The 11,879-nt window shown below is 72.5% G+C and carries 12 protein-coding genes; 2 read left to right on the top strand and 10 right to left on the bottom strand.

Features of this window, described 5'->3' with window-relative positions; all coding sequences use genetic code 11:
- Window positions 1–20 precede the first annotated feature (20 nt).
- From rnhA to BKA05_RS03185, 4 genes are read right to left on the bottom strand one after another with little or no spacing between them, the layout of a single operon-like run.
- Window positions 21–518, bottom strand: a complete 498-nt coding sequence (rnhA, locus tag BKA05_RS03200) for a ribonuclease HI (protein WP_179530134.1) — start codon at window positions 516–518, stop codon at window positions 21–23.
- 10 nt (window positions 519–528) lie between these two features.
- Complete coding sequence (locus BKA05_RS03195) at window positions 529–1,317, bottom strand: nitrilase-related carbon-nitrogen hydrolase (protein WP_179530133.1); 789 nt, start codon at window positions 1,315–1,317, stop codon at window positions 529–531.
- On the bottom strand, window positions 1,314–2,036 hold the full coding sequence (locus tag BKA05_RS03190; protein WP_179530132.1) for a DUF4386 domain-containing protein: 723 nt from the start codon (window positions 2,034–2,036) through the stop codon (window positions 1,314–1,316). Before BKA05_RS03190 ends, BKA05_RS03195 begins: the two co-directional genes overlap by 4 nt.
- A 35-nt stretch (window positions 2,037–2,071) precedes the next feature.
- The gene (locus tag BKA05_RS03185; RefSeq protein WP_179530131.1) at window positions 2,072–3,058 is read right to left on the bottom strand and encodes an NAD(P)-dependent alcohol dehydrogenase; all 987 of its coding nucleotides are present in this window, start codon (window positions 3,056–3,058) and stop codon (window positions 2,072–2,074) included.
- A gap of 109 nt (window positions 3,059–3,167) precedes the next feature.
- Between BKA05_RS03185 and BKA05_RS03180 the strand changes: the two genes are divergently transcribed.
- A complete protein-coding gene (locus tag BKA05_RS03180; RefSeq protein ID WP_343045502.1) occupies window positions 3,168–3,836 on the top strand; it encodes a TetR/AcrR family transcriptional regulator in 669 nt (222 codons plus the stop codon).
- A gap of 4 nt (window positions 3,837–3,840) precedes the next feature.
- On the opposite strand, the gene BKA05_RS03175 is transcribed toward BKA05_RS03180, so the two are convergent.
- From BKA05_RS03175 to groES, 6 genes are all read right to left on the bottom strand, one after another.
- Window positions 3,841–4,947, bottom strand: a complete 1,107-nt coding sequence (locus tag BKA05_RS03175) for a GuaB3 family IMP dehydrogenase-related protein (protein WP_179530129.1) — start codon at window positions 4,945–4,947, stop codon at window positions 3,841–3,843.
- 21 nt (window positions 4,948–4,968) lie between these two features.
- Window positions 4,969–6,471 (bottom strand): IMP dehydrogenase, encoded by a 1,503-nt coding sequence (gene guaB / locus BKA05_RS03170; protein ID WP_179530128.1) that lies wholly within the window; start codon window positions 6,469–6,471, stop codon window positions 4,969–4,971.
- 29 nt (window positions 6,472–6,500) lie between these two features.
- Window positions 6,501–7,406 carry a hypothetical protein gene (locus tag BKA05_RS03165; RefSeq protein WP_179530127.1) on the bottom strand — a complete coding sequence of 302 codons (906 nt, stop codon included), beginning with the start codon at window positions 7,404–7,406 and terminating at the stop codon, window positions 6,501–6,503.
- Window positions 7,407–7,445: 39 nt separating this feature from the next.
- A complete protein-coding gene (locus BKA05_RS03160) occupies window positions 7,446–8,360 on the bottom strand; it encodes a GNAT family N-acetyltransferase (RefSeq protein WP_179530126.1) in 915 nt (304 codons plus the stop codon).
- A 160-nt stretch (window positions 8,361–8,520) separates the two neighbouring features.
- Window positions 8,521–10,143: a chaperonin GroEL gene (gene groL, locus BKA05_RS03155; RefSeq protein ID WP_179530125.1), complete on the bottom strand. Its 1,623-nt coding sequence runs from the start codon at window positions 10,141–10,143 to the stop codon at window positions 8,521–8,523.
- A gap of 90 nt (window positions 10,144–10,233) precedes the next feature.
- Complete coding sequence (gene groES, locus BKA05_RS03150) at window positions 10,234–10,530, bottom strand: co-chaperone GroES (RefSeq protein WP_179530124.1); 297 nt, start codon at window positions 10,528–10,530, stop codon at window positions 10,234–10,236.
- A 184-nt stretch (window positions 10,531–10,714) separates the two neighbouring features.
- On the opposite strand from groES, the gene BKA05_RS03145 reads away from it, so the two are divergent.
- On the top strand, window positions 10,715–11,875 hold the full coding sequence (locus BKA05_RS03145; RefSeq protein ID WP_179530123.1) for a THUMP-like domain-containing protein: 1,161 nt from the start codon (window positions 10,715–10,717) through the stop codon (window positions 11,873–11,875).
- The last annotated feature ends 4 nt before the right edge of the window (window positions 11,876–11,879 follow it).

The following is an 11,879-nucleotide window of genomic DNA, read 5'->3' as shown; positions in this document are numbered from 1 at the left end:
GATCGCTCGGCACGGATGGGTCAGGAGGCCTCCGCTGCCTCGACCGCCTCGGTGAGCCCCCTGGCAGCCAGCCGGTCCGCGCGCTCGTTGCCCTCGTCGCCGGCGTGGCCCTTGACCCAGTGCCAGTGCACCTCGTGACGCTGGCAGGCGGCGTCGAGCTCCTGCCACAGGTCGACGTTCTTGACCGGCTGCTTCGCCGAGGTCTTCCACCCGTTGCGCTTCCAGCCGTTGACCCACGAGGTGATGCCGGAGCGGACGTAGGTGGAGTCGGTGTAGAGCTCCACCCGCACCGGCCGGGTCAGCGCCTCGAGCGCCTTGATCGGCGCGGTCAGCTCCATCCGGTTGTTGGTGGTCTGGCCGGCCTCTCCCCCGCACAGCTCGAGCTCGTGACTTCCGATGCGCAGCAGCGCGCCCCAGCCGCCGGGGCCGGGGTTGGGCACGCACGCGCCGTCGGTGTGGATGGTGACGGTCTCGGTGCTCTCGGAGGGCTCTGCACTGTCGGGGGACTGCTCGCTCACCGAGAGATTCTCACCCGAGCCGGTCGGCGTGCATCGTCTGGCGCGCCCGGACCTCGGCGAGCAGGTCGAGGTCGAGCTCGGCCACCGCCAGCCCGGGCTCGGTGCCGAGCACCGCGAGCTCGTGGCCCTCCGGGTCGAGCACGCACGAGCCGCCCGTGATCGGCCGGTCCCCACACGTGCCGAGGGCGGCCCCGGCGACGACGAACATCCCGTTGTCGAGCGCCCGCGCGGGCAGCGAGACCGCCCGGCCGCGCGTCGAGCCCTCCAGGTAGGCCGTCGACACGGCGTACACCTGCGCGCCGGCGGCCGCGGCAGCCGCGGCGTGCTCGGGGAACCGGCTGTCGTAGCAGATGGCCGGCGCGACCTTGACGCCCTCGACGTCGAGCACGACGGGCCCGCGCGGGCCGGGGGTGAACCACGGCAGCTCGAGCCGGTCGACGTGCTGCTTGTCGTACGCCGCCTCGACCGTGCCGTCGGGCCGCACCACCAGCGTGGTCAGCCGCATCTCCTCGCCGCGCAGCAGCGGCGTGCAGACCAGCACGGTGCACCCGGCCTCGACCGCCGCCGCACGCAGCGGCGCGGTCAGCGCCTCCAGCGCCCCGACCCGGGGCTCCCCGGTCTCACGGACCCGGTCGAAGGCCGCCCAGTCGTAGCCGGTGAGGAACGCCTCCGGCAGCACCAGCAGCCGCACGCCCCGCTCGCCGGCCTGACGGGTCAGGTCGGCGGCGAGGGCGACGTTGGCTGTCGGGTCGCCGTTCACGGGCACGGCCTGGCCGGCGGCGACGAGCAGGGAGGTCACGCCCTGATCGTGGCACGCCCCCGCCAGACCAGGACCAGCCAGATCGCCAGCGACATCTCGAAGACGACCGACGGGGCGGCGACCACGGCGAGCATCAGGTCGGCGACGGCCTGGTAGTCGGTGAGCAGCAGCCGGGCGAGGGTGTCGGCGACGTACGCCGCACCGGCGACGGGCAGTCCGATGGCCAGCCAGCGCGGCCCGCCTCCCAGCCACAGCAGCCGACCCAGCAGCGCGAGGTGGACGCCGAAGGCCGCCAGCCCGACCACCCAGGTCGTGTCGAAGGCCTGCAGCGCCAGCAGCACCAGCTCGTCGTCCTGACCAGAAGCGGGGTCGACCAGCCGCAGCGCGGCGTCGAGGAAGACCAGCGACACCCCGAGGAAGACGGTGTAGGTCAGGCGGCACCACGCCGCGAGCAAGGACAGGTCGTGGTGGACGCCGCGGAACAGCACGTGCAGCGCCCAGGCGAGCACGACGTCGACGACAAAGATGACGAGGAACGCAGCCGTGCCCAGCCGGAACGTCCGCTCGGCGTCGACGAGGGCGTCCGCGGTCGCGGCGGCGTCGCCCGGGTGGAGCACGGAGCCGACGGCCAGGAAGTTGGCGAAGATCGCGAGCACGAAGATCGCGGCGTACCCGATCGCGGCGGTGCGGGCGGCCGAGCGCAGCGTCGAGGGCTGGTCGGGTGCGGTGGGCGGTGCGGGGGCGGTGAGCGTGGTCATGGGTCCTCCAGGGGGGACGTCGGTCGGGTGGGGTGTCAGACGGTGATGACGGCCTTGCCGCGGACGCGGCCGGCGATCAGCTCCTCGAGCGCCTCAGGCGTCTGCGGGAGGCTGAAGGTGCGGTCCACGGCAGGGCGGAGCCGCCCCTCGGCGACGTGCTCGACCAGCGCGGCGAGGTCCTCACCGCTCTCGCGGGACATCAGCCCGAGCAGCTGCTGGGAGACGAAAGGCGACCAGAGCATCGCCAGCAGCTGGCGGTGCGCGCCGGCGGTCAGCCGGTTGTCACTCTCCCCGCCGGCCAGGACCAGCGTGCCCTCGCGGACCAGCAGCCGGCGCAGGTCGCGCAGCCGGTGCGTGCCGCCGGCGACGAGGAGCAGGTCGTAGCGGGTGCCGTCGTCGAGCGTTCCGGCCGCGTAGTCGAGCACCCGGGTGGCGCCGAGGTCGCGGACCAGGTCGGCCTTCGCGGCGCTGGCCACGCCGGTGACCTCGGCGCCCGCGGCGGCGGCCAGCTGGACGGCGTACGAGCCGACGCCGCCTGAGGCGCCGATGACCAGCACCCGGTCCCCGGTGCGCACGCCCTCGCCGCGGTGGGCCTTGGCCAGCCCCTGCAGGGCGGTGAGCCCGGAGACGGGCAGGGCGGCCAGCTCGACCGGGCCGAGGTCGCCGGGGAGGTCGGCGGGCACGACAGCCAGGCGCGAGACGGGGACGACGGCCAGCTCGGCCACGGAGCCGTCGGCGGTGCCGATGACCCGCTGCCCCACCTTGATGCCCTCGACGCCCGGGCCGAGTGCGGCGACGGTGCCCGAGACGTCGCGCCCCACCACGGGGAAGCGCGGGGTGCGGAGGCCGAAGTACGGGCGGCCCGCCAGCGGCAGGCCCGAGAGCAGGTGCACGGTCCCGCGGTCGATGCCGGCCGCGGTGACGCGGACCAGGACCTCCCCCTCTCCCGGCGTCGGGTCGGGCAGCTCCTGCACCGACAGCTGCTCGGTCCCGCCGAACCCGCGCTGGACGACTGCACGCATGGTCTTCGCTCCGTTCGTTGCCTTACGTTGTAAGTCTGATGGAAGGACGGTAGCCTTACGCCGTAAGTTCAGTCAAACGGCTGTCTGGACAGCCCGACAGGAGGTGCCCGTGCCCGCACGGAAGGACCGCCCCGCGCTCACGCGGGCCTCGGTGGTGGCCGCTGCGCTCGCCGTGGCCGACGAGGAGGGCGTCACCAAGCTCTCCATGCGCGCGGTGGCGCGGCGCCTGGGGGTGGAGGCGATGTCGCTCTACCACCACGTCTCGAACAAGGACGACCTGCTCGACGGGATGGTCGACGCGGTGCACGAGGAGTTCCACTCCCCCGTCCCCGGTCAGGACTGGACCGAGCAGGTCCGGCTGCGCTCCCGGACGGCGCGCCAGGCGCTCAAGCGGCACCCGTGGGCCGTCGGGATGATGGACTCACGGCGTACGCCGGGGTGGGCCAGCATGGCCCACCACGACGCGGTGCTCGGCTGCCTGCTGGAGGCCGGCTTCTCCCTGGAGCTGACCGGGCACGCCTTCGCCCTGCTGGACGCGCACCTCTACGGCTTCCTGGTGCAGGAGGTGGCGCTGCCCTTCGACGGCGGCGGGGCGGAGCTCGAGGAGGTGGCGGCCGGGATCATGGCCGCCCTGCCCGAGGGGACGCTGCCCTACTTCCGCCGTTTCACCCTCGAGCACGCGCTCCAGCCCGGCTACGACTTCGGGGACGAGTTCGACGTCGGTCTGGACCTCGTGATCGAGGGCCTGGCCGCGCGTCTGGCGGCCGAGCAGGCGTGAGCTGCTACTCGACGACGACCTCGACGCGCTGGAACTCCTTGACGTCGGTGTAGCCGGTGGTGGCCATCGACCGCTTGAGGGCACCGATGAGGTTCATCGTGCCGTCCGCGACCCGGGAGGGACCGAAGAGGATCTCCTCGATGGTGCCGACGGTGTCGAACTGGACCCGCTGGCCGCGCGGCAGCTCGGCGTGGTGGGCCTCGGTGCCCCAGTGGAAGCCACGGCCGGGGGCGTCGGTGGCGCGGGCGAACGGTGAGCCGACCATCACCGCATCGGCGCCGCAGGCGATCGCCTTCGAGATGTCGCCGGAGGTGCCGATCGAGCCGTCGGCGATGACGTGGACGTAGCGACCGCCCGACTCGTCGAGGTAGTCGCGGCGGGCCGCGGCGACGTCGGCGACCGCGGAGGCCATCGGGACCGCGACGCCGAGGACGGTGCGGGTGGTGTGGGCGGCGCCGCCACCGAAGCCGACGAGAACGCCGGCCGCACCGGTGCGCATCAGGTGCAGCGCCGCGGTGTGGGTCGCACAGCCGCCCACGATGACGGGCACGTCGAGCTCGTAGATGAACTCCTTGAGGTTCAGCGGCTCGGCCTGGCTGGAGACGTGCTCGGCCGAGACGGTGGTGCCGCGGATGACGAACATGTCGACCCCGGCGTCGACGACGGCCTTGGCGAACTCCTTGGTGCGCTGCGGGGACAGCGAGCCGGCCACGGTCACCGCGGCCTCGCGCATCTGGCGCAGCCGCTCGGTGATCAGCTCGGGCTTGATCGACTCGGTGTAGATCTCCTGCATCCGCCGGGTCGCCTCGGTGCCGGTGAGGCCCGCGACCTCCTCCAGCAGCGGCTCGGGGTCCTCGTAGCGGGTCCACAGGCCCTCGAGGTTGAGCACGCCGAGGCCGCCGAAGCGGCCCATCGCGATCGCGGTGGTCGGCGACATCACCGAGTCCATGGGCGCGGCGATCACCGGCAGGTCGAAGCGGTAGGCGTCGATCTGCCAGTGGGTGCTGACCTCCTCGGGGTCACGCGTGCGCCGCGAGGGCACGATCGCGATGTCGTCGAAGGAGTAGGCACGCCGGGCGCGCTTGGCCTGGCCGATCTGGATCTCGGTCACCCGAGCAGGTTAGTCGCCGGATCAGCGACCGGTGTAGTTGGGCGCCTCGACGGTCATCTGCACCCCGTGCGGGTGGGACTCGCTCAGCGAGGCCTGGGTGATCCGCACGAAGCGACCCTTCTCCTGCAGCTCGGGGACGGTGCGGGCACCGACGTAGAACATCGTCTGGTTGAGGCCGCCGACGAGCTGGTGGGCGACCGCCGCGAGCGGGCCGCGGTAGGCCACCTGGCCCTCGATGCCCTCGGGAACGATCTGGTCGTCGGAGGTGACCTCGGCCTGGAAGTAGCGGTCCTTGGAGTAGGACTTCTTGCCGCGCGAGGACATCGCGCCCAGCGAGCCCATGCCCCGGTAGGCCTTGAACTGCTTGCCGTTGACGAACACCAGGTCGCCGGGCGACTCCTCGCAGCCGGCGAGCAAAGAGCCGAGCATCACGCAGTCGGCACCGGCCACCAGGGCCTTGCCGATCTCGCCGGAGTGCTTCATGCCGCCGTCGGCGATCAGCGGGACGCCGGCCGGCTTGGTGGCCAGGGACGCCTCGTAGACCGCGGTGACCTGCGGGACGCCGACGCCGGTGACGACGCGGGTGGTGCAGATCGAGCCCGGGCCGACGCCGACCTTGACCGCGTCCGCGCCGGCGTCGACGAAGGCCTGGGCGCCCTCGCGGGTGGCGACGTTGCCGCCGATGACCTGCACGTGCTTGGTGGCCGGGTCGGTCTTGAGGCGCTGGACCATCTCCAGGAGCATCCGGACGTTGCCGTGGGCGGTGTCGGCCACGAGGACGTCGACACCCGCCTCCACCAGGGTCGTCGCGCGCTCCCAGGCGTCGCCGAAGTAGCCGATCGCCGCGCCCACCAGGAGGCGGCCGTCGGCGTCGTACGACGCCTTGGGGAACTGCTCGCCCTTGACGAAGTCCTTGACGGTGATGAGCCCGACCAGGCGGCCCTCGTCGTCCACCAGCGGGAGCCGCTCGCGCTTGTGCTTGCGCAGCAGCAGCGTGGCCTCCTCGCGGGAGATGCCGGCGTGGCCGGTGATCAGCGGCATCGGCGTCATCATCTCGTCGACCTTGGTGGTGGCCCACTCCGCGACCGGGGTGAAGCGCAGGTCGCGGTTGGTGATGATGCCGAGCAGCCGCATGTCGGGGTCGACGACCGGCAGGCCGGAGACGCGGTACTCGCCGCAGATGCGGTCGAGCTCCTCCAGCGTCGCGTCGGGGCCGATCGTGACCGGGTTGGAGATGATGCCGGTCTGCGTCCGCTTGACCAGGTCGACCTGGTAGGCCTGGTCCTCGATGGAGAGGTTGCGGTGGAGCACGCCGATGCCGCCCTGACGCGCCATCGCGATCGCCATCCGCGACTCGGTCACGGTGTCCATCGCCGCCGAGAGCAGCGGGACGTTGAGCGTGATCTCGCGGGTCAGCCGCGAGGAGGTGTCGATGTCCGCGGGTGCCAGGTCGGAGTGGCCCGGCAGGAGCAGGACGTCGTCGTAGGTGAGGCCGATGGCGGCGAACTTCTCCGGGATCTCCACGCGCCGAGTCTACGGGCCGCGGCGGGCGCTCACCGAGCCGGGAGCACCGCGATGCCGGCGGACGTCGCGCGTTCCCACGAGGTGGTGCAGGACAGTGCCCGATCGCCGCTGAGCCGGGTGTCGATCCGGGCCAGACACATCCGGCGCCCGCGCACCAGCGTCGCGAGCACGTGGTCGTCGTCCCCCCAGGCGACACCGGGCTGCACGGTGCGTCGGAGACCGCGCTCGCGCACCACGCCCAGCAGCTGACCGTCGGGCTGCCGCAGCTCCAGGCCCTCGCCGGTCAGAGCCGCCCACTGCTGCCCGTCCGGGCTCGGCACCCCCAGCTCGGCGGCCAGCGGCACCGGTCGTGGCGCGGCCAGGCCGTCGGTGCGGTACGACGACTCCTCGCCCCACGTCCGGTAGACCACCTCGCCGCGGAACCAGCGGGTGAGGAACGGCACGCGCGTCCGGTCGAGCCGGACGTGACGCTGATGCCCACCGGCCACCGCGTCCACCACCAGCAGCGTCGGGCCGGTGCGACCACCCTCGGAGGGCACCAGGCTGACCCAGACGATGCGGCCACCCCGGCCCACCAGTGCGGGGCCGGTGCTCGCCCAGCTCCCGAGCACCCGGCCGTCCCGGTCGAGCCGGTGCATCCCGACGGTGCCCTCGAAGGAGCGGTCGTCGGTGACGAGGAACCCACCGGCGTACGTCTCGATCGAGGTGACGCCCCACCGGCGGGGCAGGGCGAGGGTCGCACCGTCGGGACGCCGCAGGACGTGCCCGTCGACGTAGGCGAGTCGAGGCGGGTCCCCCAGGAGCGGCTCCCGGTCACGGGGAGGCTGCGTGGCGGAGGTCGGCGTGACGGTCGACGCCGCCCCGACCGGATCCGCGGGGTCTTCGGAGCAGCCCACGAGGGCGAGCAGGGCGGCGAGCAGCAGGAGGACGCGCATGCTCCTCCGACGCCTCCCGAGCGGGAGAAGTTGCGGCCTCTAGGTGGACAGCGGCTTGAGGTCACGCACCGGGACGCGCACGGTCAGCATGTCCTGGGCCATCCTGATGCGCCCGCGCATGCCGGCGGCCATCACCATCGGCAGCACCGCCTGGTTGTCCGCGCGGGTGCGCAGCACGATCTCGGCGGCGCCGAGCATGTGGGCCAGTCGCGAGGAGTCGATGAGCAGCCGGGTCCCGATCCCGCGGCGCTGCCACGCCGGGTCGACGCGCAGGGTCACCGGCCGGACGTCGGGGTCGTCCTCGAGAGGTGACTGGACCGTGGCCAGGCCCACCACGACGCCGTCGACGATGGCGGAGACCGTCTCGCCCTCCACGACGTACGACGGCACGGCACCGCCGCCCAGCCGACGGCCGCCCGTGGAGATGCCGATCGCGGCGGACTCCTTGGTGCGCTGCAGGACGTCGCTCACCAGGTCGGCCATGGCCGCCCCGCGGGCCCGCTCGATGTCGGTGAAGGGTGCGGTGCGGCGTACCTGTACCTGCACGTCCCCCACCGTCATCTCCATCCCGTCCTGGACCGGTCCGGCGTCGCCGTCGCGCGGCTCGGACTCGGCGTCGAAGAGCTGGGCGACGACCTCGGGGAAGCTGGTCGGTCGGGCCAGGATCGTGCGGGCCGCCTGCACGTAGCGCGTGGGCTGGTCGGTGAGCGCGGCCGCGGTGACCTCCTGGGCCGCCAGGTGCGTCCAGCCGGAGGACTCCACCAGCAGCGCGACCTCGTGCTCGCTCCAGCCGTCGGGGGTCTCCATCACGACCTCGTCGGTCACCGCCCGCACGCCCGGGAAGATCTGCAGCCCCCGGATGTCCACGCCCCGTTCCGCACACTGCTGCGCGAGCGCCGCCAGCCCACCGGGCCGGTCGGGCAGGCTCGCGCGGACCCTCCACAGCATCGTCATGGCACCAGTGCATCCCACCGGTGTTGCGCGGATGTTGCGTCTGCGTGACCTGGGCCGACGCCCCGTGCTGCACCCCTGTGACGTGCACGACCCCCGCCGGACCGGGGTCCGACGGGGGTCGATCAGCAGGTGCTGCCTGCCAGGGAGTACCCGGAGGGGCTCAGTGGCCGTGGCCGTGCCCGTGGCCTGCGGCCCCGGACTCGTCCTCCTCCTCGGGCTTGTCGACGACCAGCGTCTCGGTCGTCAGCAGCATGCCGGCGATCGAGGTGGCGTTGACCAGCGCGGAGCGGGTGACCTTGACCGGGTCCAGGACGCCCTGGGCGACCAGGTCGCCGTACTCGCCGGTGGCGGCGTTGTAGCCGTTGCCCACACCGAGCTCGCGGACCTTGGTGGTGATGACGTAGCCGTTCTCGCCACCGTTCTCGGCGATCCAGCGCAGCGGCTCGTCGGCGGACTTGCGCACGATGCGGACACCGAGCGCCTCGTCGCCCTCGAGGCCGAGGTTGTCGTCGAGCACCGAGACGGCGTGGACCAGCGCGGAGCCACCGCCGGCGACGATGCCCTCCTCGATGGCCGCGCGGGTCGCGGAGACGGCGTCCTCGATGCGGTGCTTCTTCTCCTTCAGCTCCACCTCGGTGGCGGCGCCGACCTTGATCACGCACACGCCACCGGCCAGCTTCGCGAGGCGCTCCTGGAGCTTCTCGCGGTCCCAGTCGGAGTCGGTGTTCTCGATCTCGGCCTTGATCTGGGAGACGCGGCCCTCGACGGCGGCGGCGTCGCCGGCACCCTCGACGATCGTGGTGTGGTCCTTGGTGACCACGACGCGACGGGCCTGGCCGAGGACCTCGAGGCCCGCCTGGTCGAGCTTGAGGCCGACCTCGGGGGCGATGACCTGGCCACCGGTCAGGACCGCGATGTCCTGCATCATCGCCTTGCGGCGGTCACCGAAGGCGGGGCTCTTCACCGCGACGGCGTTGAAGGTGCCACGGATCTTGTTGACGACCAGCGTGGAGAGCGCCTCGCCCTCGACGTCCTCGGCGAGGATGAAGAGCGGCTTGCCGGTCTGCATGACCTTCTCCAGCAGCGGCAGCATCTCGGCGACGGCCGAGATCTTGCCCTGGTGCAGGAGGATGTAGGCGTCCTCGAGGACGGCCTCCATGCGCTCGGGGTCGGTGACGAAGTACTGCGACAGGTAGCCCTTGTCGAACTGCATGCCCTCGGTGAAGTCGAGCTCGGTGCCCATCGTGGAGGACTCCTCCACGGTGATGACACCGTCCTTGCCGACCTTGTCGAAGGCCTGGCTGAGCAGGTCGCCGATGTGCTTGTCGCGGCTGGAGATGGTGGCCACCGAGGCCATGTCCTCCACCGAGTCGACGTCGCGGGCAGCAGCCTTCAGCGCCTCGCCGACGGCCTCGGTCGCCTTGTCCATGCCGCGCTTGAGACCCATCGGGTTCGCGCCGGCGGCCACGGCGCGCAGGCCCTCGTGGACCATCGCCTGGGCCAGTACGGTGGCGGTGGTGGTGCCGTCACCGGCGACGTCGTTGGTCTTGGTGGCGACCTCCTTGCACAGCTGGGCGCCGAGGTTCTCGAACGGGTCGTCCAGCTCGACCTCACGCGCGACGGTCACGCCGTCGTTGGTGATGGTCGGGGCGCCCCACTTCTTGTCGAGCACGACGTAGCGGCCCTTCGGGCCGAGGGTCACCTTCACGGTGTTGGCGAGCGCGTCCACGCCGCGCTCGAGCGCGCGCCGGGCATTCTCGTCGAACTCCAGGATCTTGGGCACTACTACTCCTTACAGAGAGTCAGGAAACAGTGCGGGTCGTGCGCCGGCGCCCGCGAGGACACAGGCGCACGACCCGGAGCTGAGGATGCGTCAGCCGACGATCGCGAGGACGTCGCGCGCGGAGAGGATGAGGAACTCGTCCCCGCCGTACTTGACCTCGGTGCCGCCGTACTTGCTGTAGATGACCTTGTCGCCCACGGAGACGTCCATGGGGATGCGCTCGTCGCCGTCCTCGTTGAAACGGCCCGGGCCCACGGCCACGACCTCGCCCTCCTGGGGCTTCTCCTTGGCGGTGTCCGGGATGACCAGGCCGGAGGCCGTGGTCTGCTCGGCGTCGAGCGGCTTGACGACGATCCGGTCCTCGAGGGGCTTGATGTTGACCGACACTGTTGTCGACCTCCACTTTCTGCACGGATGGGTTCAGGAACGTGGTGCCTGCTTCCCAGGTACGCCGTCGCGGGGGCCGCACCGGTGGCAAGCGCTGGCACACTCAAGGTGAGAGTGCCAGCACAGAAACTAGCACTCACCCCTAGGGAGTGCCAGAGCCGGTCGGCACTGGAAGGATCGCGACGTGGATCTCGAGGCGTTCCGGTGGCTGCTGACCGACGACGGGCAGGCCCTGCTCGCCCGCGCCGAGGAGTACGCCGGCGACGACCCGCTGGCCGCACAGACCCGCCTCCGGTCGCTGGCCGAGCCCGCGCGGGCCGCGGCCGCGCTGACCCAGGCGACGCTGCGTCGGCGGGCCGAGGCCAAGTTCGGCGAGCTGGCCGCCCGGATGTACTTCACCCCCGACGGCCTCGAGCAGGCCACCCGCCCCGCGGTCGCCCGGCACCGCGCCGCCCGGCTGCGCGCCTTCGAGGCCGAGACCCTGGTCGACCTCGGCTGCGGCATCGGCGGCGACCTGGTGGCGGCCGCCGAGGTGGGAGTCGTGTGCGCCGGGGTGGACCTCGACCCGGTCCGGGTGGCCGTGGCCGAGGCCAACCTCGCCGCGCTCGGCCTGCCCGGCGCGGTGATGGTCGCCGACGCCGTGGACGTCGACACGACGCCGTTCGAGGTGGCCTTCGCCGACCCCGCCCGCCGCTCCGCGCGCGGGCGCTCCTTCTCCGTCGACGACTGGACGCCACCGTGGTCCTTCGTCGAGCGGCTGCTGCGCCGCGACTCGTGCGTCAAGGTCGCCCCCGGCATCCCCCACGACCTGGTGCCCCAGGGTGTCGAGGCCGAGTGGGTCAGCGACGGCGGTGAGGTCAAGGAGGCCGCCCTGTGGTCGGGCTCGCTGGCCACCACCGCGCGTCGGGCCACCGTCATCGGCCGCGGCGGGCTGGCCACCCTCACCGACGAGGATCCGGTCGCCGGCGAGGTGCGCGCGGTCGGCGACTTCCTCTACGAGCCCGACGGGGCCGTCATCCGCGCCGGGCTGGTGACCGCGGTCGCCGCCGGCGTCGGCGGCGGCCTGGTCGACCCGCACATCGCCTACGTCACCAGCGACCAGGCCTTCCGCTCCCCCTTCGCCCGTGGCTACCGGGTGGTCGAGGAGCTGCCCTTCCGGGAGAAGCAGCTGCGGGCCGCGCTGCGCGAGCGCGGCGTGGGCCGGCTGACCATCAAGAAGCGGGGCGTCGACGTCGTCCCCGAGGAGCTGCGCAAGCGGCTCTCCCTCTCCGGGGACGCCGAGGCGACCCTGGTGATGACCAGGGTCGCCGGGAGCGGCACCGCGCTGCTCGTGCAGCCGCTGTAGGTGC

The sequence above is a fragment of the Nocardioides marinus genome (genome assembly GCF_013408145.1).
Lineage (GTDB): Bacteria > Actinomycetota > Actinomycetes > Propionibacteriales > Nocardioidaceae > Nocardioides > Nocardioides marinus.
The sequence above is the reverse complement of the archived record's forward strand: the minus strand, read 5'-3'. Positions and strand labels throughout refer to the sequence as shown.

Coding starts and splice junctions, on each gene's coding strand:
- BKA05_RS03190 (WP_179530132.1), bottom strand. CDS start 2,036: ATGACCACGCTCACCGCCCCCGCACCGCCCACCGCACCCGACCAGCCC.
- BKA05_RS03185 (WP_179530131.1), bottom strand. CDS start 3,058: ATGCGTGCAGTCGTCCAGCGCGGGTTCGGCGGGACCGAGCAGCTGTCG.
- BKA05_RS03165 (WP_179530127.1), bottom strand. CDS start 7,406: ATGCGCGTCCTCCTGCTGCTCGCCGCCCTGCTCGCCCTCGTGGGCTGC.
- BKA05_RS03160 (WP_179530126.1), bottom strand. CDS start 8,360: ATGACGATGCTGTGGAGGGTCCGCGCGAGCCTGCCCGACCGGCCCGGT.